Source organism: Providencia alcalifaciens (assembly GCF_915403165.1).
GTDB lineage: Bacteria > Pseudomonadota > Gammaproteobacteria > Enterobacterales > Enterobacteriaceae > Providencia > Providencia alcalifaciens_C.
Genome location: NZ_OU659204.1, coordinates 3797600 through 3824305, shown reverse-complemented (window position 1 = coordinate 3824305; position 26706 = coordinate 3797600). Strand labels below are relative to the sequence as shown.

General features: G+C 43.0%; 19 protein-coding genes. 10 read left to right on the top strand and 9 right to left on the bottom strand.

Going from position 1 to position 26706, the window contains the following annotated elements; translation table 11 throughout:
* Window positions 1-256: 256 nt before the first annotated feature.
* The gene (gene priA / locus LDO73_RS17480) at window positions 257-2455 is read right to left on the bottom strand and encodes a primosomal protein N' (protein ID WP_224059568.1); all 2199 of its coding nucleotides are present in this window, start codon (window positions 2453-2455) and stop codon (window positions 257-259) included.
* 225 nt (window positions 2456-2680) lie between these two features.
* Here priA and rpmE point away from each other — a divergent pair, with 225 nt between their 5' ends.
* The gene (gene rpmE / locus LDO73_RS17475) at window positions 2681-2896 is read left to right on the top strand and encodes a 50S ribosomal protein L31 (RefSeq protein ID WP_036950864.1); all 216 of its coding nucleotides are present in this window, start codon (window positions 2681-2683) and stop codon (window positions 2894-2896) included.
* A gap of 99 nt (window positions 2897-2995) precedes the next feature.
* On the opposite strand, the gene LDO73_RS17470 is transcribed toward rpmE, so the two are convergent.
* The 3 genes from LDO73_RS17470 to metJ form a co-directional block, all read right to left on the bottom strand.
* Window positions 2996-3730 (bottom strand): outer membrane protein, encoded by a 735-nt coding sequence (locus LDO73_RS17470; protein WP_224059567.1) that lies wholly within the window; start codon window positions 3728-3730, stop codon window positions 2996-2998.
* Window positions 3731-3989: 259 nt separating this feature from the next.
* Window positions 3990-4715, bottom strand: coding sequence for an outer membrane protein (locus LDO73_RS17465; protein ID WP_224059566.1), 726 nt, complete (start codon window positions 4713-4715; stop codon window positions 3990-3992).
* Between the two features lie 389 nt (window positions 4716-5104).
* Window positions 5105-5422 (bottom strand): met regulon transcriptional regulator MetJ, encoded by a 318-nt coding sequence (gene metJ / locus LDO73_RS17460; protein ID WP_036950870.1) that lies wholly within the window; start codon window positions 5420-5422, stop codon window positions 5105-5107.
* 325 nt (window positions 5423-5747) lie between these two features.
* Between metJ and metB the strand changes: the two genes are divergently transcribed.
* The 4 genes from metB (at window position 5748) to LDO73_RS17440 (ending at window position 13248) form a co-directional block, all read left to right on the top strand.
* Entirely contained in the window at window positions 5748-6902 is a 1155-nt protein-coding gene (gene metB / locus LDO73_RS17455; RefSeq protein ID WP_224059565.1) for a cystathionine gamma-synthase, read from the top strand.
* Between the two features lie 17 nt (window positions 6903-6919).
* The gene (locus LDO73_RS17450) at window positions 6920-9361 is read left to right on the top strand and encodes a bifunctional aspartate kinase/homoserine dehydrogenase II (RefSeq protein WP_224059564.1); all 2442 of its coding nucleotides are present in this window, start codon (window positions 6920-6922) and stop codon (window positions 9359-9361) included.
* Between the two features lie 363 nt (window positions 9362-9724).
* Window positions 9725-12364 (top strand): phosphoenolpyruvate carboxylase, encoded by a 2640-nt coding sequence (gene ppc, locus LDO73_RS17445; RefSeq protein ID WP_224059563.1) that lies wholly within the window; start codon window positions 9725-9727, stop codon window positions 12362-12364.
* A gap of 164 nt (window positions 12365-12528) precedes the next feature.
* Window positions 12529-13248: a hypothetical protein gene (locus LDO73_RS17440; protein WP_224059562.1), complete on the top strand. Its 720-nt coding sequence runs from the start codon at window positions 12529-12531 to the stop codon at window positions 13246-13248.
* Window positions 13249-13298: 50 nt separating this feature from the next.
* Here LDO73_RS17440 and gadC read toward each other — a convergent pair whose 3' ends face one another.
* From gadC to argE, 4 genes are all read right to left on the bottom strand, one after another.
* Entirely contained in the window at window positions 13299-14834 is a 1536-nt protein-coding gene (gadC, locus tag LDO73_RS17435) for a glutamate:gamma-aminobutyrate antiporter (RefSeq protein WP_224059561.1), read from the bottom strand.
* Window positions 14835-14910: 76 nt separating this feature from the next.
* Entirely contained in the window at window positions 14911-16311 is a 1401-nt protein-coding gene (locus LDO73_RS17430; protein ID WP_224059560.1) for a glutamate decarboxylase, read from the bottom strand.
* A 631-nt stretch (window positions 16312-16942) separates the two neighbouring features.
* On the bottom strand, window positions 16943-17830 hold the full coding sequence (gene metF / locus LDO73_RS17425) for a methylenetetrahydrofolate reductase (RefSeq protein WP_224059559.1): 888 nt from the start codon (window positions 17828-17830) through the stop codon (window positions 16943-16945).
* Window positions 17831-18076: 246 nt separating this feature from the next.
* Complete coding sequence (gene argE / locus LDO73_RS17420; protein WP_224059558.1) at window positions 18077-19231, bottom strand: acetylornithine deacetylase; 1155 nt, start codon at window positions 19229-19231, stop codon at window positions 18077-18079.
* A gap of 102 nt (window positions 19232-19333) precedes the next feature.
* Between argE and argC the strand changes: the two genes are divergently transcribed.
* The 4 genes from argC (at window position 19334) to argH (ending at window position 23906) form a co-directional block, all read left to right on the top strand.
* On the top strand, window positions 19334-20338 hold the full coding sequence (gene argC, locus LDO73_RS17415) for an N-acetyl-gamma-glutamyl-phosphate reductase (RefSeq protein ID WP_224059557.1): 1005 nt from the start codon (window positions 19334-19336) through the stop codon (window positions 20336-20338).
* A gap of 34 nt (window positions 20339-20372) precedes the next feature.
* The gene (argB, locus tag LDO73_RS17410) at window positions 20373-21149 is read left to right on the top strand and encodes an acetylglutamate kinase (protein ID WP_224059556.1); all 777 of its coding nucleotides are present in this window, start codon (window positions 20373-20375) and stop codon (window positions 21147-21149) included.
* A gap of 82 nt (window positions 21150-21231) precedes the next feature.
* Window positions 21232-22452: an argininosuccinate synthase gene (locus tag LDO73_RS17405; protein WP_224059555.1), complete on the top strand. Its 1221-nt coding sequence runs from the start codon at window positions 21232-21234 to the stop codon at window positions 22450-22452.
* Window positions 22453-22529: 77 nt separating this feature from the next.
* A complete protein-coding gene (gene argH, locus LDO73_RS17400) occupies window positions 22530-23906 on the top strand; it encodes an argininosuccinate lyase (protein WP_224059554.1) in 1377 nt (458 codons plus the stop codon).
* Window positions 23907-23970: 64 nt separating this feature from the next.
* On the opposite strand, the gene LDO73_RS17395 is transcribed toward argH, so the two are convergent.
* Entirely contained in the window at window positions 23971-24324 is a 354-nt protein-coding gene (locus tag LDO73_RS17395; RefSeq protein ID WP_224059553.1) for a hypothetical protein, read from the bottom strand.
* A gap of 1411 nt (window positions 24325-25735) precedes the next feature.
* Between LDO73_RS17395 and oxyR the strand changes: the two genes are divergently transcribed.
* A complete protein-coding gene (oxyR, locus tag LDO73_RS17390; protein WP_006660491.1) occupies window positions 25736-26641 on the top strand; it encodes a DNA-binding transcriptional regulator OxyR in 906 nt (301 codons plus the stop codon).
* The last annotated feature ends 65 nt before the right edge of the window (window positions 26642-26706 follow it).

Here is a 26706-nt window from a genome sequence, read left to right as displayed (position 1 = left end):
TTTTTGAATGGCGCAAACACGTCATTTTGCTAATTAAAAGACATTCTAAAGAGTTTCACAATAATATCTGTTACCTAGTTTGCATAAAAAGTGTGACTTACATCATTTTTTAGAGCTGCCTCGCAAATTTTAAAAATAGTTATAGTGATAACCACTTAATCCAAATTCTTAATCCATGCGTTTATGGCAAAAAATGACGGTTTAGTTATTATAGTCAGTTAGTTACATTACCTGTGTTTCGGGTAAATTAGTGGTGTTAACCGTCCGTAGGATCCACATCAATATTCCATTTTACCTTGCGGCTTTCCGGTTGCTTTAGTAACTCAGGTAATAATTGCGCCGTAAACTGTTGGAGATAGGCGCGTGATGGATGCTGCAATAAAAGTTGCCAGCGAAAACGTCCACCTCGTTTGGCTTGAATGGACGGTGCAGGGCCTAAAATCCATAAGCGTGAGTCACTTTGTGGGTGTTGGCTAATATATTGGCGAACATTCTGTAAAAACTGCCTTGAATCCTGATTATTATGATCTTCAGAACGAATAAGAATGTGGCTAGTAAACGGCGGAAGCATTGCCACCCGGCGCTCTTCAAGAGCTTCTGCAGAGAAGGCGTTATAGCCACTTTCTAATAAGGTGAGCAAAAGAGGGTGCTCAGGGTGGTGAGTTTGTAAGAACACTTCCCCCTGCTTGCCTGCTCGCCCTGCTCGTCCTGAGACCTGTACATATAATTGAGCAAAACGTTCAGCGGCTCTAAAGTCGCTCGAAAATAGAGCGCCGTCTACATCCAGCAATGCCACGAGAGTGACGTCTGGAAAGTGGTGCCCTTTTGCCAGCATTTGTGTGCCGATCAAAATTCGCGCGCCACCTTCATGCACAGCGTTTAAATGTTGCTCTAGTTCGCCTTTGCGGCTGGTGGTATCTCGGTCGATGCGGGTGACAGGCACATCAGGAAATAGCTCGGAAATCCCTTCTTCCAGTTGCTCCGTTCCCATCCCGACAGGCACTAAATGCGTCGAGCCACATTGTGGGCATTGGCGTGGGACAGGGCGCTGGCTATCACAGTGATGGCAACGTAACTGATGAAAATTTTGGTGCAAAGTATAGTAATGATCACAGCGCTGGCACTCGGCTATCCAGCCACATTCATGGCAGATAAGTGCAGGCGAATAACCTCGACGGTTTAAAAATAAAATGACCTGATTATTTTGTGCGAGGTGATTTTTAATATGTTGGATCAGTAAATGGGATAGCCCAAATTTAAGTGGCTGTCCTTTTAAATCAATCAAATGCTGCTCAGCTGGGCGTGCATTTCCCGCGCGGATAGTGAGATTTAATTGACGATATTTATTCTGTTGAACATTGCTCAGTGTTTCGAGTGATGGTGTTGCAGTTCCCATGATAATTGGGATATTTTCTTTTTTTGCTCGGAAGACGGCTAAATCACGGGCATGGTAGCGCCAGCCATCTTGCTGTTTATACGAACTGTCATGCTCTTCATCAATAATAATAATGCCAAGACGGGCAAATGGTGTGAACAAGGCAGAGCGTGTTCCGATGATAATACCGTTAGAACCCTGTTTGGCGCGTAACCAAACCGCTAAGCGCTCACTGTCATTGAGCGCAGAGTGCAAAACATCGACAGGCACATTAAAACGTTCACGGAAGCGATTAATGGTTTGTGGTGTTAAGCCAATTTCAGGGACTAATACCAAGGCTTGTTTACCTTGAGCCAGAATATTTTCTAACACGCTCAGGTAGACTTCCGTTTTTCCAGATCCAGTGATCCCCGCCAGTAACCACGGCGAAAAATTATCATCTTCTGCGCGAATTGCACCCACTGCAGTAGCTTGCTCACTATTGAGTCGTAGACGTTCTCCACTGACGGTAAATTGGGATTGCCACTTTTCTGCAACGGGTTGAATAGGATGCAACTCGGCATATTGCTTTTTCTTCAAAGCTTGCAGAGCGCTTTCGTTGATTTCAAGCTCGCCAACTTGGTGGCGATAAACTGGACGGCGGCGTAATAGCGCTAACGCTTGCTGTTGTTTTGGCGATCGTTTTAGTTCATTCAGATCTGCGGCTTGGCCCTCTTCAGTGACTTGCCATTGCCAGATCGGCGTAAATTCAGCGGGTTTCCCTTGGCGTAGTAGGGTCGGCATCGCGTGAAATAGCACTTCACCAATAGGGTAATGGTAGTATTGAGATGACCATAATAGAAGCTGCCAGAGATCATCAGGGAACAGGGTTTGTGAATCTAATACCAGCTCCACGGTTTTGAGTTGGTCTTCAGGAAATTCGCTTTTATCACTCAAATTGACAACCACACCAAGGGCTTGGCGTTTGCCAAAAGGCACCATGACCCGTCCACCGATGACGGGGACTGGCATATTTGCACCCAAGAGATAATCAAATGTGCGATTTAAAGGAACAGGTAACGCCACCTGAACGACGATCATAGCTGGATTTCCGTCTGTTTTTTGTACAAAAATATGAGGGTATTCTGTTAGAATACCACAAAAATCATGCTATTTTCATTGCGTGATAAACAGATTTTCTGTATGATCCGCCGCCTTTGGTATCAATTAATTTTGTTTTGCCAATAAACTAAATTTAATCAACACGACGTGTGGTGTCCGGCGTTAGGGCTGGAATGGCGACACGGCCTTATTAGAGGTTCTCCCATGAAAAAAGGTATTCACCCTAAATACGAAGAAGTTACTGCAACTTGTTCTTGCGGTAACGTAATGAAAATTAACTCAACAGCTGGTCACTCTCTGAACCTGGACGTTTGTGGTAACTGCCACCCGTTCTATACTGGTAAACAACGTGATGTTGCTACTGGTGGTCGTGTTGATCGCTTCAACCAGCGTTTCAGCATCCCAGGTGCTAAAAAGTAATAAAACCTGTCACGTTGAAGTTGATTTAACGTATTCAGTAAGAAAACCTGTTCAATTGAACAGGTTTTTTATTGCCTAAAATTTACCGAATTAGGTGTATTAAAAACGGTAAGCGACACCAAACATAAAGTCATGGCTGGCTAGGTTTATGGTTGAGGTGTCAGTGGCATCTTTGTCGAAAGCATTCTGCATGGAAATTTTATATTTCCCCGCCTCAGTAAACCGATAACCTAAGTCAAATGAGAGATTATCACTGAAGGCATATCGGCTACCCAATCCTATGCTCCATGCTAGCTTATTGATTCTATCTGACTTTGATTGATTGGAACGTTGTTTAAGGCCAAAAATTTCGAATTCTGATCGTTGTGTAATTTCATATCGCGTACTTGCTAAACCTAGCCCAAAGGAGATATAGGGCGTAAATGCAGTTTGGTTTTTCATATCATAGTAGCTATTCAACATGACGGTCGTCAGTGTTGCTTCGTTTTTCATATCCGCTGAACTATTTGGGACTGTGGAAAGAGTATTAAGGTTGTGAGTATCACTCACTTTACCCCTCATACCCACTTCTAACTCTGCACGGATAGGTACTGAAAATCGGTCATAAAAATCATAGCCAATACCGATAAAATTACCAAAAGCAGGGTGACTTTTATCATTAAACTTTAGCAGTTTATAGTCGGGCTTTTTTTCATTGTTATATTCGAATTTGCTGTCATACATATTCAAAACCGATACACCAATTTTACTTGATATATAAACACCGTTATTACTGGATGCTATTGCTAAATTAGCAAACAACAAGCAACTTGAAGCCAAAAGTAAATTTTTCATTATTAAGCACCAGTTAATTATTTCTGATAGAAACCTTACTGGAGTATAAGTGATGTAGGCGGAGTTATAGTCAGCGTAAGAAACTTTGAGGTATTGAGCTAAAAAGAGTCAATAAAATGAGCAGTTACTGGATTTAAATATCAATTATCATTCATTTCTTAGTCTAAATACCTGCCTTAATTGGAATGTTGAGATTTAATGGTTAGTATTGATGAGTGAGCACCTCAATAATATTTATTAAGGTACTCACTGAAAATGCTTAGAATCGGTAAGTTACACCAAACATAATGTCATGGCTTCTCACTTTGACTTTAGAGGTATTTTCTTGGCTATCTGCGTAGTAACTTGCTTCAGATTTTCCTGCGTCTAAGAAGCGGTATCCCATATCTAATGAAACGTGATTATTCACTCTGTACTGTGAACCTAAACCGACGCTCCACGCAAAGTTAGTGGTGGTTTTGGATTTAGTGAATTTTTCATGAGTGAATTGATTCATGCTAACAATATGTTCATTGTAGTCGTAACGCATTTTGTGGTTAATGCTTGCCATACCTAACCCGACGCTCACATACGGGGTAAATTTGGTGTCATTTTTGAAATCGTAATAGGTATTGAGCATTACCGTATTTAAGGTGATATCGGTTTTAACATCATCCGAGCTACTTAAATCGACGTGGTCGTTGTAGGACGCCAAGTTATGGCTTGTGGAGGCTTTTTCTCTCATCCCAAATTCAAGTTCGGTACGCAGAGGTAATGTGGTGGTTTTAGAAAAATCGTAACCGACGGCAATGTTGCCACCGAAAACAGAATCATTGGTATTTCCGAGATTGGTTTTTTCAAATTCGTTATCGCTAGTGAGCCATTTTTGATTTGAAACTTGGACAATTGAAGCCCCGATTTTACCTGAGACATACAGGCTTTCTGCCCCTGCAAAGGCAGCATTAGACACCAAACTGAGTAGAGATACGGCAATAATTTTTTTCATTATAAATTCCATTTAGCTATGTATTCGGATTACGCAATATGAGTATAGATAACTATTTAATTTATCTATGCAGGATCCCTATAAAACTTGATATACAGCAGGCTTTATTGTTTTTTAATATAATTAAGCATTTAGCTGTCTAAATAGTCTTTAGAGGAAAGAAAAATCGCGCTTTATCTGACGGATTAAGTGTCCAAAAGATTAATCCATGGCAAAAGGCGTATATTGGTTATCGGCAACAAATGAAATTGCTTAACAGCATGAAGATAATGAAAATAAATGATGGGGGAGCAGAGGGTAAGAGAGTTATTTTGGTGAGGTAGGTTGCTAAGATAAGTCACACTCGACCCACATCAGTAAGCCGAGTGTTAAAGAAGGACGCAGAGGGATTAATATTCCCAAGTTTCTGGGTCAATACCCAGCTCGCGCATGATTTCTTTTGCTGCTTCAGGGATCTCATCATTGCGTTCTTTACGCAAATCATCATCATCCGGCAGCGGTTGACCAGTAAACGCATGCAAAAAGGCTTCGCACAGTAATTCACTGTTAGTCGCGTGGCGCAAGTTATTAATCTGACGACGAGTGCGTTCATCAGTTAAAATTTTCAGTACTTTTAAAGGAATCGATACTGTAATTTTTTTGACTTGCTCGCTTTTTTTGCCATGTTCAGCATACGGACTGACATATTCACCGTTCCATTCAGCCATGAGATACCTTGGATATATTCATTGATAATAAAATAATATACGAGTGTCAGTTTCCTGATCCTGAAGATGAATTTTTTTCAAGATGCACTCAGCATACGGGTTAAGAATAAAGGGCTTAAGTTATTATTTAATACATATTAAAATCAATAAATTAAGTCTTTCTATATGCCAGTAATGTGGTCTCACTACCCATTGGCACATAATTATTATGGCTGATTATTCCATTAGTTCTTATAAACGTAAAGAGGTTTAGACGTCTGGACATGTTGACGGCCAAATTTGCTTTGAGTATGATTTGAGCTATCCCATACTTGGAGAGACACTCATGACATACAAAGCATCCACTATCGCGATACATAATGGACTTAATGAAGACTCGCAATTTGGTTGCGTTGTTCCTCCCATCTATTTATCTAGCACCTATAATTTTACGGATTTCAATGAGCCGAGAACCCATGACTACTCCCGTCGTGGAAATCCTGGACGAGATATTGTGCAGCGAACACTGGGACAGCTAGAAGGGGGAAGTGGTGCCGTGATGACTAACAGCGGGATGTCGGCTCTCCATCTATTATGCACCGTATTATTACAACCGGGTGATTTACTCGTTGCTCCTCACGATTGTTACGGCGGCAGCTATCGCTTATTTAACAGCTTGAGCCAAAAAGGCGCTTATCAGGTTGAATTTGTTGACCAAGGCGACGAGTCTGCCTTACAAGCGGCATTAGCGAAAAAACCCAAGCTGGTCCTGATCGAAACCCCAAGTAACCCGTTACTGAGAATTTACGATATTCAACATATTTCGACGTTGGCACATCAAGAAGGGGCTTTGGTGGTGGTGGATAACACATTTTTAAGCCCTGCATTACAGCAACCATTAGCGTTAGGCGCTGATTTTGTTGTACATTCTTGTACAAAATATCTCAATGGTCATTCAGATATTATTGCGGGTGCTGTAATTGCAAAAGAAGAGAAATGGGCTCTAGAATTAGCGTGGTGGGCGAATAATATCGGTGTCACTGGCGGTGCATTTGACAGTTATCTGCTACTCAGAGGTATGAGAACACTGTTGCCTCGCATAAAACAGCAGCAGCATAATGCAGGTGAAATCGTAAAATATCTTAAAACTCAGCCGCTGGTGAAGAAAATATATTATCCTGCCCTGAGTGACCATCCGGGACATCACATTGCTGCCGCGCAACAATCTGGATTTGGCGCAATGTTAAGCTTTGAATTTGCAGGCGATGAAGCGCAACTGCGTCAGTTTTTACAGGCGCTGAGCTTGTTTACATTAGCGGAGTCTCTCGGTGGTGTAGAAACTTTGATTTCCCATACGGCGACCATGACCCATGCAGGCATGTCCCCTGAAGCGCGAGCCGCAGCAGGTATTACTGATAGTTTACTGCGCATTTCGGTTGGTCTTGAAGATAGTCAGGATCTTATCGCAGATTTAAGCCACGCATTTAAGGTTGCGTCATAACGTTAGCGGAGTTTTTGATGAGTGCAATAACAGCATTTGAGGTGATCCCTTGTCACCGACAGTTACATAAGTTTGGCGGCAGTAGTCTAGCGGATGTGAAATGTTATCAGCGAGTCGCCACCATTATGGCGAATTATAGCCAGCCGGGCGATTTAATGGTTGTTTCTGCGGCAGGGAGTACCACAAATCAGCTGATTAGCTGGCTAAAATTAAGCCAAAGTGACCGCATTTCAGCTCATCAAGTGCAGCAAGCGCTACGTCGTTACCAGCAAGATTTGATTAGCGGTCTACTTCCTGAAGAGAAGGCCGATGAACTCAACCAGCTATTTGTTGCGGATTTAGAACGCCTCAGCGGGCTATTGGATAAACCTATCAATGATGCCACTTACGCAGAAGTCGTGGGGCACGGTGAAATTTGGTCTGCGCGTTTAATGTCCGCAGTGCTCGAACAGTTTGATATGGCAAGCACTTGGTTAGATGCTCGTACATTTTTACGCGCAGAAAGAGCCGCACAGCCACAGGTGGATGAGATTCAATCCCGCCATCTCTTACAGCAATTATTAGTGCAACATCCCCAGCGCCGTCTTGTGGTCACGGGGTTTATTTCCCGCAACCAAAAAGGTGAAACCGTCCTATTGGGGCGTAATGGTAGTGACTACTCGGCCACCCAAGTAGGTGCATTGGCAGATGTCGGCAAAGTCACCATTTGGAGTGATGTTGCGGGGGTGTACAGTGCGGATCCTCGCAAGGTGAAAGATGCATGTCTATTACCGTTGTTGCGTTTAGATGAAGCGAGCGAATTGGCACGTCTTGCCGCGCCTGTATTGCATACGCGTACTTTGCAGCCTGTCTCTGTTAGCAATATTGATTTGCAGCTGCGCTGTAGCTACCAGCCGGAACAAGGTTCCACCAAAATTGAGCGTGTATTAGCCTCGGGTACAGGCGCAAAAATTGTCACCAGCCACAACGACGTGTGCTTAATTGAACTGCGAATTGCTACAGGGCGCGACTTTAACCAAATCTGCAAGGATGTAGATTTATTATTAAAACGCGTCCAACTTCGCCCACTGGCACGAGGTATTCACCATGATCGCGCCATCTTGCAGCTGTGTTACACCTCGGAAGTGGTGGAAAGCGCATTGAATGTGTTGGAAGAAGCGGCATTGCCGGGGTCTCTTTCGTTACGTGAAGGTTTTTCATTGGTTGCTCTGGTCGGTGCTGGCGTGTGTAAAAAACCGCTGCACAGCCACCGTTTTTATGAAGAGCTCAAAGGGCAGCCTGTTGAGTTTATTTGGCACTCAGAAGATGGCATTAGCTTAGTCGCGGTACTGCGTACTAATCAAACTGAGCATATTATTCAAGGTATGCACCAAAGCTTATTCCGCGCCGAAAAGCGCATTGGTTTAGTGTTGTTTGGTAAAGGTAATATTGGTGCCCGCTGGTTAGAGCTGTTTTCAGTCGAGCAGCACAATATTTCTGCTCGTAGTGACTTTGATTTTGTCTTGGCGGGCGTGGTGGATAGCCGCCGCAGTTTATTGAATTACCAAGGTATCGACCCAAGCCGCGCATTAGCTTTCTTTGATGATGAAGCGGTAGAGCATCAGGACGATAATCTGTTTTTATGGATGCGAGCGCACCCTTATGATGACCTAATTGTGTTGGATGTCACCGCCAGTGGCGAGCTTGCCAATAGTTACGTGGACTTTGCGAGCTACGGTTTCCATGTTATCAGTGCAAACAAACTCGCAGGGGCAGCACCAACTCAACAATATCGTGAAATCCGAGATGCATTTGCGAAAACAGGGCGGCATTGGCTTTACAATGCGACCGTCGGTGCTGGGTTGCCGATCAACTACGCAGTGCGCGATCTCAAAGAAAGCGGTGACGCGATTCTGGCGATCAGCGGGATCTTCTCCGGTACATTATCGTGGCTATTCTTGCAGTTTGATGGCTCAGTGCCTTTCAGTGAGCTTGTTGAGCAAGCTTGGCAGCAAGGGTTAACGGAACCAGACCCACGAATTGATTTATCTGGGCAAGATGTGATGCGCAAGTTAATTATTTTGGCGCGAGAAGCGGGTTATGACATCGAACCGGATGACGTGCGCGTGGAATCGTTAGTGCCAACGCAAGCGGAAACTGGCTCACTGGATGAGTTCTTTGAAAACAGTGCAGTGATTAACGAGCAGATGCAGCAGCGCTTAGAAGCCGCGAAGGAGCTGGGATTAGTGCTACGTTACGTGGCGCGGTTTGATGCGGTGAAAGGTAAAGCAAAAGTGGGTGTTGAGGCGGTTAAACCTGAGCATCCATTAGCCTCTTTATTACCGGGGGATAACGTTTTTGCCATTGAAAGCCGTTGGTATCGTGATAACCCACTGGTGATCCGCGGGCCAGGAGCGGGTCGCGATGTGACAGCCGGTGCTATCCAATCTGACTTGAATCGACTTTCTCAGCTTTTATAAAATCAGCAACGCACGGGTTAGATAAACTCGTGCGTTCTCTTCATTTCTCAAATTTTCCCATTCCTATTTTATTCTTAAATAAGATTCATGACTTAAAAGTGCTGAATCGACGATAGATTGCGCTGACGCAATACTTAAATAAGAAAAATTAATAAAAATAGAGTTGTAATTAAATTTCATAAAAATCACCCAAAGCACTTTTTTTCTGATATGAATATAGGGTACAGGGTGAAATTCGCGGTCTGCATCACAAAACATAATTCTAGCCGACTGAAATTTTATTACAGGAAATCCAGCGCAGTTTGTTAACCGTTCACGAGAAGCGGGGCGGCATCCTGCCAACAGCACAAGATCAGGAGTCCCATGAATCAGCAATATTCCGCAATGCGCAGTAATGTCAGTATGTTGGGTAAGCTACTCGGTGATACCATCAAAGACGCTCTTGGTGAAGATATCCTCGATAAAGTCGAATCTATTCGCAAGCTATCCAAATCCTCCCGCGCAGGTAATGAAGTTCAGCGCCAAAAATTATTAATGACCTTGCAAACACTCACCAACGACGAGTTATTACCCGTTGCGAGGGCATTCAACCAATTCTTAAACTTAACCAACGTGGCAGAGCAGTACCACAGTATTTCTCCCCATGGTGAAGCGGCCAGTAACCCTGTTGCCCTGCAGAAATTATTTGGGCGTTTGAAAGAGCACGATTTTAGCCACGGTGATATTCAAAAAGCCGTTGAAGAGCTCTCTATTGAGCTGGTGCTGACTGCCCATCCAACGGAAATCGCCCGTCGCACCTTAATTCACAAACTGGTTGAGGTGAACACCTGTTTATCCCAACTCGATCATGATGATTTAGCGGATTACGAACGCAACAATATTATGCGCCGTTTACGCCAGTTGGTGGCGCAATCTTGGCATACCGATGAAATTCGTAAAATTCGCCCTACGCCAATCGATGAAGCTAAATGGGGCTTTGCGGTTGTTGAAAACTCATTGTGGGAAGGCGTTCCTGCATTTTTACGGGAATTCAATGAGCAGCTTGAAGAGTCCATAGGTGCTCAATTACCGGTCGAAGCAAACCCTATTCGCTTCACTTCATGGATGGGGGGCGACCGTGATGGTAACCCGAATGTGACGGCGGAAGTCACTCGCCACGTTCTATTATTAAGCCGCTGGAAAGCTGCCGATTTATTCTTGAAAGATATTCAGGTCTTGGTATCGGAGCTTTCTATGACGGAAGCAACGCCAGAACTGCGTGCATTGGCAGGTGGTGATGACGTGGATGAGCCTTATCGCCAAATTGCCAAAAATCTGCGTAGCCAACTGTTTTCTACATTGGAATATTTAGAGCGTCGAGTGAAAGGCGAGCAAGTTCTTCCGCCAGCGGATTTACTGACGGATAACGCGCAATTGTGGGATCCGCTCTATACCTGCTACCAATCGCTAGTTGCCTGTAATATGAGCATTATTGCGAATGGTTCACTGTTAGATACACTGCGCCGTATTCGCAGCTTTGGCCTGCAATTGGTGCGTATCGATGTGCGCCAAGAGAGCACTCGCCATACCGATGCGCTGTCTGAGCTAACAGAATATTTAGGGTTGGGTAACTATGGCAATTGGTCAGAACAAGAGAAACAAGATTTCTTATTGACTGAGTTGCAATCTCGCCGTCCGTTGATCCCACAAGACTGGCAACCGACAGCAGAAACGCAAGAAGTGTTCGAAACTTGCCGTGTCATCGCCAAAGCGAAAAATGACTCCATCGCTGCTTACGTGATCTCGATGGCGAAAGTACCATCCGATGTTTTAGCGGTTAAGCTTCTGCTAAAAGAGGCGGGTGCTTCGATTAAATTGCCAGTTGCACCACTGTTCGAAACACTGGAAGACTTAAATAACGCCGAAAGCGTGATGACTAAGTTGCTCAGCATTGAGTGGTATCGTGAGCTGATTGATGATCGCCAAATGGTGATGATCGGTTACTCCGACTCTGCAAAAGATGCGGGTGTAATGGCAGCATCGTGGGCGCAGTATCGTGCACAAGATGCCCTGATTAAGTTGTGCGATAAAGAAGGCGTGAAACTGACTCTGTTCCACGGTCGTGGCGGCACTATTGGTCGTGGCGGTGCGCCAGCGCACTCCGCATTACTTTCCCAACCACCGGGAAGTTTAAAAGGTGGGCTGCGAGTCACAGAGCAAGGGGAAATGATCCGCTTTAAGTTTGGTCTACCACAAGTGACGATTAGCAGTTTGGCCATGTACGCAAGCGCTATTCTTGAAGCTAACTTACTACCACCGCCAGAGCCAAAAGAAGAGTGGAAGGCGGTGATGAATTCGCTGTCTGACGTGTCTTGTGCAATGTATCGTGATTATGTGCGTGAACAGCCTGATTTTGTCCCGTATTTCCGCGCGGCGACCCCAGAGTTAGAGCTGGGTAAATTGCCATTAGGCTCTCGCCCTGCAAAACGTCGTCCTACTGGGGGCGTTGAAACCCTTCGCGCTATCCCTTGGATTTTCGCGTGGACACAAAACCGCTTGATGTTACCAGCATGGTTAGGCGCAGGTGCAGCGCTGAAACATGTCATCGAAAAAGAGGGAAAACAAGCGGTTCTGGATGAAATGTGGCAAGAGTGGACATTCTTTAAAACCCGTATTGCGATGCTGGAAATGGTCTACGCGAAAGCCGATTTATGGCTGGCGGAATACTATGACCATTGCCTCGTGGAAAAACGTTTATGGCCACTTGGACAAAAGCTGCGTGACCAGTTATCCGAAGATATTAAGAGTGTTTTAGCGGTCTCTAAAGATGAAGCATTGATGGCGGATTTACCGTGGATTGCGGAATCTATCGCACTACGTAACGTCTATACCGACCCACTGAACGTATTGCAGGCTGAGCTATTGCATCGTTCTCGTCAACAAGAGCATCCAGACCCGCGTGTGGAGCAAGCGTTGATGGTGACCATTGCGGGTGTTGCAGCAGGAATGCGTAACACGGGCTAAATACGTTATTTTCATGTTGAGGTAAGCCTGCCTCTTTATCGGCAGGCTTATTAAAAAACAGTATCGTTAATTTCTATCGGTTATCTGCCTTTTTTCAAAATTGATTAACGTGTTAATTCCACTTAGTTTTAAGGAATTGTTGATTAATTTAAAAAAGGAATCTCATGCAAGATGTTAGACAAATCAGACGATCAGCGTTGGAAGAGGGCTATCTAGCATTAACGAAAACGCAATTTGATAAGTTTGATCCTATTCTTATTAGCTCATACCGCAACCTGTTCGTCTATTTTCAACGAATAAGAGATGCTCAGTCTTGTGGCTATCTCTATATTAATTCGGAGCTAAACACTCTGGAACTTATCGATATTATCAATGCTAAAGAGCAACAGCGTAATGCAACAAGAATACTGAGATTTTTGATGGGGTATACCAGTGATTTATACAGTATGGCCCACCAATCTTACCAAGATGCGAATATCATGGCGCTTACTCAACGGTTACTTGAAGAAAATGGCAAGATGCAGAAAAAGATTGAATATCTTCAAGCTAAGCTAGATGCCTTACAGAAAAATAACGTGAAATCCCCGCAGCTAGAGAGCGCATCATCCTCTGAGATTGAAGGATTGGGTATTTTTGTCGATGATATGCTGAATTTTCTTAAGAAAGAAATCGGTGAGCTGACCCAGAAATCGGAGTTAATGACGCAATTTATCCACTATCTTGATGAAATTGATCACAGTATGTTGCTGTTCGTCGCAGTGAATGAGTTATGGATGAATGATTTTATGCAATATACCGCTTATACCGATGATAATGCAGATTTCACAGGGCTAGAGGCGCTAATTGAAGAACACAAAGCGTATTTCACCTATTTCGCAAGCTAAGTTTAAAATAAGGGAATGCAATTAAGCATTCCCTTATTTCATACGATAAATTATTTATCAGATGATTTTTGAATTAAATGATAAGGCGAACGCGCCCGTGGGTGGATAAAGAAATGGTTTGTTGGGGCATTGTGAGTTTTGATATGCACCATGGATACATTGGTGGATTTTCCAGCTTTATTGTGGAATGCATAAATCACAAAAGGTAGCAGGAAGATAATTACAAAACTGACCGCTAGCAACGTCACGTAAGTCGTATCATCTGCCCCGCCCGGCAATGAACTTGGCGGGAAGAATGACACCACAAATGCCAGAATTGAGATCACTAACCCAACAAAAGCGATTAACAATTTAAAGCTTTTACCGCCCGGAACGTTGAATGCCCGTTTTTTATCTGATTGTTTGCAGACTAAATGCATATAGCCAAGGAACAGCATAAAGTAGCTACACAGATAGATAACGACAGTTAATGCCAGCGCTATCAGGAAGGACATATTCCCACCGCCACCCGTGTTAGTGAGGACAATAATCGCCACTGTGGTGATCAGTAATTGGGAAATTACTAATGTGACGGGCACGCCATTTTTATTCACTTTGGCAAAGTTTTTCGGCAAAATTCCTTTTTGTGCAGCGACATACATCCCACGGGAAGGCCCCACAATCCAAGAGGCAATTTCTGCTAATACACCAAGAACCAGTAAGGCGGCAATAATTCGTGCTGCCCATTGTAAGCTAGGGTCTAGGTGGGTAACTAAGACATTAAAGGTTTGTACCACACCTGCAGACAGGTTGATTTCGCTGTTAGGGATCACGGCAGCAACAGATAAACCGCCAATAGAGCTTAAGCAAATAGCAGCAATCATTAGTAAAAACATTGCTATAGGGTAATCTCGACCGGGATTTTTCATCTCGTTGACGTGGGTTGCTGAAGCTTCAACACCCATGTAGCTGAGAATAAAAGCGACAAAGACCACTAATGTGCCGATTTGTGTGAAGTCAGGAATAAAGGTTTTTGCGCTGATTTCGATAGCTAAAGGTGCACCGCTTTCCAAGTAGCTAATCGCTAACCCAACGAGAATTAAAGCAGGTAATAAAATCCCAGCAAAGAAACCGACTTTTGCGATACTTGCCGTATATTTGGTTCCACCAAATTGGGTAAAGGCGAGAACCCATAAAATGACCAGAGCGCCGATGGTTTTGGTGACGGGATCGGTATTGAGTTCTGGCCAATTTAATATGTAGGATAGAGCGCCGAGTACAAAGTACAGCATCGGAATAAAGCCTATCGCAATTTGCAGATAACCAAATGAAATCGCCGCAAATCCCCAACGTTCTCCCAATGTGTTGGAAACCCAAGCAAAAATCCCCCCTTCTTCCCAACCTTCAACGGTAGCCATTTCGGCAGCACATAAGGCGACGGGGATAAACCACAGAAATCCCCCTAAGAGTAAAAAGAAGACTAAACTGAAACCCGATGTGGCGAATGTCGGATATTCATAGACCGCCATCACCATAGACGCGGTGATCGCAAAAAAACCTAACAAGGTGAGTTGTTTTGCGGCTGGAGCTGTTGTTGACGTCGCCATGCCTATTCTCCTGTCATATGTTTTACGAAGTCAGTCGGCGCATAAATGAATACGCCGACTGGATAACGACTAAGGATTAGCTGTGATTGAAACCGCCGCTTTCTTCTTCAGAAAGTGGTGTACTGACAGGGTGCTTATCGAAATATTCGAGGGTGCGTTTGAAGTCTTCGATGAGTAATGAGGCAAGGTCGAGGCTGACACCATGACGAACTAAGATACGTTGGATAACCAAGTCTTCACGGTTTGCTGGCATTGAGTAAGCGGGAACCTGCCAGCCGCGGCTACGTAATTTATCTGCAATATCATATAAAGAATAGTTACTGGTTTTCGCACCGTCTTTTAATTTCCATGCCAGTGCTGGGATCCCTTTGGCACTATCGCCATCAAAGATCATCTCAAATGGACCCAGTTTTTCAATTTCACGGGCAAGGTATTGAGCAGTGGCATAGCAGGCATTATGAATTTTCGCGTAGCCTTCGCGACCAAGGCGCAGGAAGTTGTAATACTGTGCAATGATTTGTCCACCTGGACGCGAGAAGTTTAATGCGAAGGTTGGCATGTTACCGCCAAGGTAGTTCACATTGAAAATGAGCTCTTCTGGGAGATCTTTTGCTTCACGCCAAATCACCCAACCGGCACCTAATGGGGCTAAACCAAATTTGTGCCCAGATGCGTTGATGGATTTAACGCGTGGTAAGCGGAAATCCCATTCCAGAGTAGGCGCACAGAAAGGTGCGAGGAAACCACCACTTGCACCATCTACGTGAATAGGAATGTCTAAGCCAGTCTCTTTTTGCAGTTTATCCAATGCATCATGAACGGCTTTCACGGGTTCATATTGGCAAGTGAACGTCACACCTAGAGTCGGAACAACACCGATAGTGTTTTCATCGACGCGTTTGATTACTTCTTCTGGGCTCATGATCAGGCGGTCGCCTTCAAGCGGAATTTCACGCAACTCGACATCAAAATAACGGGCAAATTTATGCCAACAAATCTGCACAGGGCCACAGATTAAGTTAGGTTTATCGGTTGGTTTTCCTTTGGCGGCTTGTTTTTTACGCCATTGCCATTTTAACGCTAGTCCCCCTAACATTGCGGCTTCTGAAGAGCCAATAGTTGAGCAGCCTAATGTATTGAGTGCGTCAGGAGAGTGCCATAAATCAGCGAGCATATGCACGCAGCGGTTTTCAATTTCAGCGGTTTGCGGATATTCGTCTTTATCAATCATGTTTTTGTCGATAGAGAGATCCATCAAACTGCGAATTTCGTCATCTACCCATGTTTGGCAAAATGTCGCTAAGTTTTGTCGGGAATTACCATCTAGCATTAGCTCATCACGTACTGCGCTAAATACATTTCTCGGGTCGCTTTCTTTGATTGGGAATTTCGTTTTTGGTAAGGATTGGGATAAATCAAATGAAGCATAGACATCATCTAATTCACTATATTTTGAAGATACTGATTTATTATTCATACAACGAATCTCCTCAATAATTGAGATGTTATTACTAGGAAGGATCAATAATCTTATATTTTCATATAAGCATAAAAATAAATTGGAATAAAGTTCTTTAAAAGAAAGTCTTATTTTAATAGTGGTTATTTTGATTATTTGTTTTCATGGTAAATATGATTTAAATTTGAAGTTAATCAGGTATAACAAATCAATAACATTGTTAATCTGGGTTTTCACTAAGTCATTCAATGTAAAAAAATGAGTTGCATCAATGGTGTATGTGTTTTTGCTGGGTATGTAAGCTATTGAAAAACAATATTTCCATTGTTAGGGAAATCGTGGTGAATAAGGATAAAATAGCGTTTTATGTGATTTTTAATGATATTAATCATCACATCAATAAAAGACTATTTTTTTTGGATTGATCTAATTTCAGTTTTTTAATTAAATATTTACTGTGTTTTTATTATATTTGGATATGTTTAAGAAATTATTTCTGCAATACATTTAATATCTAGTCTAATAATGACTGGTTTTGGTTTGCATTAATTATAGAGAATGGCGATAAATAGAATAGAGGGAAGGCGAATATTACTGGGTTAATTCACGATAAATGAATTAACCCGATAAGTGATATGTAATAAAGTGGCTATTGCGGCCTAACGCCCAATGTATGGCAAATGGCGTAAGTCAATTCAGAGCGGTTTAAGGTGTAAAAATGGAAATCTTTTACGCCTTCACGACTTAAAATTTTCACCATGTCCATAGCTATTGACGCACCAACAAGATTGCGGCTTTCAGGGTCATCATCTAAGCCTTCGTACATTCTATTCATCCAGCTAGGGATACGCACATTGGTGAGCTTGGCAAAACGCTCTAGCTGGCGGAAGTTAGAGACAGGCAAAATTCCCGGTACGATTTCCACGTCAATGCCTGTTGCTACGCAGCGGTCACGAAAACGTAGATAGCTTTCGACATCGAAGAAAAATTGGGTTATAGCTCGGTTGGCTCCGGCTTCAATCTTTTTCTTCAAATTGATTAAGTCTGCCTGAGCACTTTTGGCTTCAGGGTGTACTTCGGGGTAAGCGGCGACGGAAATATCAAAGTCAGCTTCAGTTTTCAGTAACTCAACCAAGTGCTCAGCGTACATATCGGGCTTACGGCTGTTATCAGGAAGGTCTCCTCGTAGTGCTACAATATGGCGAATACCGTTATTCCAATAGTCTCGAGCGATGGTTTTTAGCTCATCAGGGCTGGCATCAATACACGTTAAGTGCGGTGCGGCCACTAATCCTGTCTTATCTTTGATATCTTTAATGATGCTATGGGTTCTATCTCGCTCACCGGAGTTAGCGCCGTAGGTGACAGAGACAAAATTTGGTTTTAAGACCTTGAGCCTATCGATAGACTTCCACAATGTTTGTTCCATTTCTGCTGAGCGAGGTGGGAAAAATTCAAATGAGACATTAATCTGCCCATCTAATTCAGCTAAATTTTGGTTCAACGCCTCGCGCTGATTTGCGTGAAAGAAACTCATACCCTGTGACCTCGCCTCAAGAAACTCATTATTTAATGACTATTTTCGTTATTCGATTATATGCATCTGTTTATACTTCTATACGTTTAGACGTCTAAATAGAGATTACGCGATATTGAGTGAGAGTCAACTCCTAAATCAAATTTGGAATTGATGTTTTTTCAGACGCAACAAGAGAAAAATTCATGATAGGGAAATGCGGAGCCGAGTGACTCCGCATGTGGAACAACATTATTCAGTAAAACACTATTCAGTAAAACAGAAGTGTTCGACCATTTGGCTGATTAGCTGGCGGGTTGGTTCAATAAAGCTCATGTCGATGAACTCATCAGGCTGGTGCGCTTGTTCAATTGAGCCGGGACCCAGCACCAGTGTTGGGCAAAGTTCTTGGATAAATGGCGCTTCCGTACAGTAGTTCACGGTTTCCGCTTTTTTACCTAATAACTGCTCAATGACCGCCACCATTTTATGATCTGTCGGGCATTCATAGCCGGGGATCGGTGGGTGCATCTCTTCAATGGCTAAGCGCCCCGGCCATTTTGCACGAACGGGTTCGAGAGTTTCATTGAGCAGTTCATCCAGATCTTTCAACGTTAAACCTGGTAGTGGGCGAATATCCATATGTAATTCACAGCAACCACAAATTCGGTTTGCTGCATCACCACCATGAATATGACCGAAGTTCATGGTGGGATAAGGGATCACAAACGCAGGGTTGTTATAGCGCTCTTTCAATGTATTTCTTAAGGTCATTAAGTGAGAGATAGATTCATGCATTAATTCAATGGCATTAACGCCTCTATCTGGATCACTGGAATGCCCAGATTGACCTGTAATGCGAATTGCATTGGAAAGATGCCCTTTATGTGCGCGAATAGGCTGTAATGACGTCGGTTCACCGATGATAGCGAAATCAGGGCGTAATTGCGTGCTGGCGGCAAAAAAGCGAGCGCCAGCCATCGAGGTTTCTTCATCTGCCGTGGCGAGAATATGCAAAGGACGCTTTAAGGTGCTGAGGTCAACATCACGTAATGCATCAATAATAAAGGCAAAAAAGCCTTTCATATCGGCGGTGCCTAGCCCATACAGCTTGCCATTATGTTCGGTGAGCTTGAACGGATCTTTGCTCCAGCGTCCGTCATCAAATGGCACGGTGTCCGTATGACCGCATAGCATTAACCCTCCGTTACCCTCGCCAATCGAGGCTAACAGGTTATATTTATCTCGGGTATCAGGGACCGGTTGAATATTCACAGTAAAGCCTAAGGTTTCTAACCATCCACCTAATAGCTCCACCAGCGCTCGGTTACTCTGATCGAGTTGCGAATCGGTCGCACTAATCGACGGCGTGGCGATTAATTGACGATAAATCTCAATAAATGCAGGTAATTTAATATTCACTGTTGACAGCCTTTATCCATAATAGTATCAATATTCATGCACTTTATCTGAATAAAAATACACATTAAACTGTTTGGGTCACGAGTACAAGGTAGAAAACACATGTTGAACACACTCATTATCGGGGCCAGTGGTTATACTGGAGCAGAATTAGCCGCTTACTTACAACGTCATCCCGATATTCATCTTTCTGGGCTGATGGTTTCCGCACAAAGTGCGGATGCGGGTAAATACTTTTCTGATTTACATCCCCAGTATAAAGGCATTATCGATCTTCCGGTTCAGCCGCTTACCGATGTAGCTGAGGCAGCAAAAGGGGTCGATGTTGTTTTCCTCGCGACCGCCCATGAAGTCAGTCATGACATCGCACCCCAGTTTCTTGAAGCGGGCTGCGTGGTGTTTGACCTTTCGGGCGCTTATCGTGTTCAAGATGCGGCGTTTTATCCGCAATACTACGGCTTCGAACATACAAATACCCAGTGGTTAATGCAAGCAGTTTACGGTTTAGCGGAATGGCAGGCAGATAAAATCCGTCAAGCTCAACTGATTGCGGTACCGGGGTGTTATCCAACGGTTTCTCAACTTTCATTAAAGCCGCTGATTGAAGCGGATTTACTCGATGAAAACATGTGGCCAGTGATTAATGCGACCAGTGGCGTTTCAGGGGCAGGGCGTAAAGCCTCCATGACGAACAGCTTTTGCGAAGTGAGCTTACAGCCTTACGGTATTTTCACCCACCGTCATCAACCTGAAATCGCGACACATCTAGGTAGAGACGTGATTTTCACGCCACATTTAGGCAATTTTGCACGGGGCATACTGGCGACCATCACTTGCAAAGTGAAAGCCGGCGTTACAGCGGAGCAAATTAGCCAAACATTTAAAGATGCGTATCACAACAAACCGTTAGTCCGTTTATATGACAAAGGGGTTCCTGCACTGAAATCGGTGGTTGGCACGCCATTTTGTGATATCGGCTTTGTATTGAAAGGTGAGCACCTGATTTTAGTGGGAACAGAAGATAACCTATTAAAAGGTGCCGCAGCGCAAGCCGTTCAGTGCATGAATATTCGGTTTGGTTTCAACGAAACGCAGTCATTACTTTAATGCTCTTATGGCAATTTATTAAGGATAAATCCCCATGCAACCTTTAGTCATTAAATTGGGTGGTGTGCTACTCGATAGCGAAGAAGCCCTAGAAAGATTATTTACGGCGATCCAAACCTACCGTCAGGCTCATCAACGTGAGCTGGTGATTGTTCACGGTGGCGGATGTTTAGTCGATGAATTAATGCAAAAACTGCAATTACCTGTTGTGAAAAAGCAAGGGTTGCGCGTCACGCCAGCAGATCAAATTGACATTATTACGGGTGCACTAGCCGGAACCGCGAATAAAACCTTGTTGGCATGGGCGATTAAACATCAATTGCAAGCGGTGGGTTTATCCCTTGGGGATGGACACAGCGCAGTGGTTACGCAAATTAATGATGAATTAGGTCATGTGGGTAGCGCGAAAGCGGGTGATGCGAAGTTACTGAAACTATTACTGTCTGCGGGATACTTGCCAATCATTAGCTCTATCGGGATCACCGAAGAGGGGCAACTGATGAACGTCAATGCAGACCAAGCCGCTACGGCGATTGCCCAAGCACTGAATGCCGATTTAGTCCTGCTTTCTGATGTGAGCGGTATTTTGGATGGTAAAGGTCAAAAGATTGATGAAATGACGACAGCCAAAGCCCAAAAACTTATCGACCAAGGCATCATCACGGATGGAATGATAGTCAAAGTGAATGCGGCATTGGACGCGGCTTCCACATTGCAACGCCCAGTGGATATTGCGAGCTGGCGTCATGCGGAACAGTTGCCATCACTATTTAATGGCACCGCGATTGGTACACGAATTCTTGCTTCTTGAGTGATGGGCTGAGCAAGCAAACAGACAAGCCATACATTTATTTTAAACACATTTATTTTAAAAGAATTGGGATAGGTAATTTATGAAAAAGGGCATTAAGAAGATTGTATTAGCGTACTCCGGTGGATTAGACACGTCGGCTATCATTCCATGGTTAAAAGAGAACTACGATGACTGTGAAGTCGTGGCATTCGTTGCTGATGTGGGTCAAGACAGAGAAGACTTAGTCGGTGTTGAGAAAAAAGCCCTGCAATCAGGCGCTTCTGAATGCTATGTGGTTGACCTGCGTGAAGAGTTCATCAAGGAATACATCTACCCAGTACTGAAAACCGGTGCATTGTATGAAGGCAGCTATTTACTGGGTACGTCGATGGCGCGTCCAATTATCGCTAAAGCGCAAGTTGAAATCGCACTGAAAGTTGGTGCTGATGCCGTCGCGCACGGTGCAACCGGTAAAGGTAATGACCAAGTGCGTTTCGAAAGCACTTACACCGCATTAGCACCACAACTGAAAGTGGTTGCGCCATGGCGTGAGTGGGATTTGCGTTCCCGTGAAGCCCTGCTGGATTATCTGAAAGAACGCAATATTCCAACGACTGCTAGCTTAGAGAAAATCTATAGCCGTGATGAAAACGCATGGCATATCTCTACCGAAGGCGGCGTATTGGAAAGCACATGGAATGCGGCTAACCAAGATTGCTGGGTATGGACAGTTGACCCGAAAGACGCACCGGATGAAGCCGAGCTGGTGACTGTTGGCGTGAAACACGGCGAAGTGGTCTCTGTAAACGGTAAAGTGCTGTCTCCATTGGGCTGTTTAGAAACATTAAATACGCTGGGTGCAAAACATGGCGTGGGTCGTATCGATATCGTTGAAAACCGTTTGGTGGGCATGAAATCCCGTGGTTGCTATGAAACTCCAGGGGGCACCATCATGATGGCAGCGCTACGTGGTGTTGAGCAATTAGTGTTAGACCGCGATAGCTACAAATGGCGTGAGCAGTTAGGTCTGGAAATGTCTTATGTGGTGTATGACGGCCGTTGGTTTGCACCACTTCGTCATTCTCTGCAAGCGGCGGCAGAATCGCTGGCTCAGGATGTGACGGGTGAAGTGGTTCTGAAACTGTATAAAGGGCAAGTAACAGCTATTCAGAAAAAAGCGGATAAGAGCCTGTACTCCGAAGAGTTTGCAACATTTGGTGAAGATGATGTTTACGATCACAGCCATGCTGGTGGTTTTATTCGCCTCTATTCACTCTCTTCACGTATTCGTGCACTGAAAGAACAGAATAAAGCAAAATAGTTTTATCGGCAGGATCCCGACAGCCAGATAGGGCTGTCGGGCAGACACTTATTTTATCAATCAGGTAGGGACTCGTTATGGCACTTTGGGGTGGACGTTTTAGTCAGCAGGCAGATCAACGGTTTAAACAGTTCAATGATTCACTGCGTTTTGATTATCGCTTAGCTGAGCAGGATATTCTTGGCTCTGTGGCATGGTCAAAAGCATTGGTCACGGTGGGCGTGCTGTCTGATAGCGAGCAAAAGTCTCTCGAGCAAGCACTCCATGCGCTATTGGCGGAAGTGCAAGCCGATCCTGAAATTATCTTGCAAAGTGACGCCGAAGATATCCATAGCTGGGTTGAAGGTAAACTGATTGATAAAGTCGGTGATTTAGGAAAAAAATTGCATACAGGCCGTAGCCGTAATGACCAAGTCGCGACGGATTTAAAACTGTGGTGTAAAGACCAAGTAGCACTGTTATTAGATGCCGTGACTGAGTTACAAAAAGCGTTGGTTATCACCGCTGAAAATAACCAAGATGCAGTGATGCCGGGCTATACCCACTTACAACGTGCTCAGCCAGTGACATTCGCTCATTGGTGTTTAGCGTATAGTGAAATGCTATCTCGCGATGAAAGCCGTTTGCAAGATACTTTAAAACGTTTAGATGTCAGCCCATTAGGTTGTGGGGCATTGGCGGGTACTGCATATGATATTGACCGCGAGCAATTGGCATCATGGTTAGGTTTTTCATCCGCCACCCGTAACAGTTTAGATACGGTATCTGATAGAGACCATGTGTTAGAGCTTTTATCCGACGCAAGCATTGGTATGGTGCACTTATCGCGTTTTGCAGAAGATTTAATTTTCTTCAATAGTGGCGAAGCTGGTTTTGTTGAGCTTTCAGATAAAGTCACTTCGGGTTCATCGCTGATGCCGCAAAAGAAAAATCCTGATGCGTTGGAGCTGATCCGTGGTAAATGTGGCCGTGTTCAAGGGGCATTAACCGGCATGATGATGACACTGAAAGGATTGCCGCTGGCCTATAACAAAGATATGCAAGAAGACAAAGAAGGGTTATTTGATGCCCTCGATACGTGGTTAGATTGCATGCATATGGCGGTACTCGTTCTGGATGGTATCCAAATTCGTCGTCCTCGTTGTGAAGATGCTGCAAAACAAGGTTATGCAAATGCGACCGAGCTGGCGGATTATTTAGTCGCGAAAGGTGTTCCATTCCGTGAAGCTCACCATATTGTGGGCGAAGCGGTTGTGGCTGCGATAGCGCAAGGCAAAGCATTAGAAGAAATGGCATTAAGTGATTTGCAAAAATTTAGTGCAACTATCCAACTGGATGTGTATGAGATTTTATCTCTACAGTCTTGCCTTGATAAGCGATTAGCAAAAGGTGGGGTATCTCAAAAGCAGGTGGCAAAAGCCATTGTAGACGCGAGAACTCGCTTGAAGATGTAAATAAAGGAAATGTAGAAAAAAATGGGGGGTAGCATGGCTACCCCAATTTCCATAACGTTTAATCTTAACTATATTTAATTGTTAACATACCCATCTGTTTATCTTCATTCAGCCAATCATAAGAATAGACACTTCGACCGCCATTCAGGGCTTTCCAGCCTTGGGTCTTCACTAACTTTTTCAGGTCAATGCTATTGGCAACCATATCGTCATTGTCATTTAGACAATTTAAAGTGACATTATTATTATTTACTTCATTCAAGCAAGATGCATAGACAATTGAACCTGTAAATTGGATGGTACCGTTATGCTCACTATTTTCTGCATAGGCATTAACGGCGCTAAATGCAGGAACGAGTAATAATGCCATGGCTACGCGAGATAAGGTTTTTTTAGCGATTGATGTTAAATTTTTCATAATAGTATCCCCTAACTGATTTGTGTTTAATCAATTTGTTTAAGTATATTAATTTAATAAATTCGGTATTGCGTAAGATATATATTGGCTACTTTTCTTTTTTCAATTACCTCGTGTTATTTGATGGAAAATATAATAATCCAAATAACTCTCTTAAGGTGTAAATATTGAAAATCAAATGTATGGAAATTTTAAAATTAAACTAAACAATATGGGATAAGTTAAATATAGTATAAGTAAAAACGCATACCAATAAAAAACTATCTAAGAACCAAATTGCTTAAAATTGTGATATAAAAACTCTTCCTATGCTATATTTTCGATTAAAAATTTCATGGTGTGAGTTTTGAACGCTTTCATTCATTGAGTGAGCGATAATATATATTAAAATCTATGCTGATTAATTTAATATATTTTTTTATATGTACTTACAAACTTTAATTAAATATGAAAGAAAATATAACAAAATGTTTCATTACTATGGGGCTAATACTTATACCGTTACGCCCTTACTCTTGCTATTACCTTATTTTCGGGTATTAAGTCCCATTAGTTTGTTTGGGAGCCATTAGCTATTATCATTTTCCTAGAAGATTTTTGATAATCATTCTATATGGAGATATAAGCGTCATTATCTAGATGGCTGAGTATTAATATGAGTACTCCAATAATGGGTAATATGTATTTAACATTTAACATTTAACATTTAACATTTAACATTATTATCATTGAGCATTATTCAGTCATCCAAAAGTCATCATAGACAAATGGATTCAACTAATTTGAATAAAATGATTATTTATTTTAATGATTTTTATGAAGCCACTGAGAGCTCTGCTCCAATTAATGGTTCTTATCAACGTAATTCCTAAAGTGTGCTCATTACGTTCAAGTGGGCATATTATTGGTATTAATGTGATTAACATCAACGTTAAAAATATTTAAAAATATGTCAAAAAAAACAAATGATTAATTTTCTATGTTATTATTTTTTAATAAAATTATTCATTTTTTCTTCTGTTATTTCCCCGAGGAGAAAGTATAGCGAGATTGGTAGGTCTAGTAGGTGCTGTTAGTGAACCATTGAACTAGTTTGCAAGTGCATGCGTGATAAGAAAGATATATTAAGACGTTTATTGTAATATCCGTCTGGATATTTTTTAACATACAATGATTACTCCTTTAACGAGTAAAAATGGTTGATTATTGCATAATGGAACCATTTTTCATTCGGAAAAAGACTGATATATTTGCTTTCCAGTTATTACACTTTGTTTCATATTTAAATGGGATTTTTCTTAAAAAAATTTAAATATTGCTTTTTATTTTTATCAATAGATGAAATGTTATGTATTCTCTATAATGATTGGTATTATCTATATAGTTAGGCATAACGAGAGGAAAAAGGCGGATGAATATTCGTGATCTGGAGTACCTAGTTGCACTTGCTGAGCACAAGCACTTTAGACGTGCTGCGGATTCTTGCCATGTAAGTCAGCCTACGCTGAGCGGTCAAATTCGTAAGCTTGAAGAAGAGCTCGGCGTGATGCTATTAGAAAGAACCAGCCGAAAAGTGCTTTTTACTCAACAAGGTTTATTGCTCGTTGAGCAGGCAAGAACGATCTTAAGAGAGATAAAAGTTCTACAAGAAATGGCAGCTTTACAAGGTGAAAGCATGTCAGGGCCTTTACATATAGGACTGATCCCAACTGTTGCACCTTATTTGCTTCCGCACATTATCCCTGAATTACATCGTGTGCACCCTAAATTAGAAATTTACTTACATGAAGCGCAGACTCAGCAATTATTGGCTCAGCTAGATAGCGGTAAGTTGGATTGCGCAATTTTGGCGGAAGTCAAAGAAACCGAACCATTTATTGTGGTGCCATTATTTGAAGAGCCAATGAAACTCGCGATTTATGAAAGTCATCCATGGCATGACCGTGATACGGTTGAAATGGGAGAATTAGCGGGTGAGAAATTATTGATGTTGGAAGATGGTCACTGTTTACGTGATCAAGCAATGGGATTCTGTTTCCAAGCAGGGGCAAAAGAAGATACCCACTTCAGAGCAACGAGCTTAGAAACGCTGAGAAACATGGTAGCAGCGGGTAGCGGAATTACATTGCTGCCAGATTTGGCTGTACCTCATGAGGCTTGCCGTGATGGCGTTTGTTACTTGAACTGTATTGAACCAGAGCCAAAACGTCGCATTGTATTAGTGTATCGTCCGGGTTCGCCATTGCGTGGACGCTACGAGCAGCTCGCTGAGACAATTTACAGCTCGATGGATAAGTACTACAGAAATAAAAAGTAAGCTTTCAGATTAAATGCAGTAAAAATCTAGCTGCTAACTTGTTTTAAAGAAGCTTAGTAAAGAAG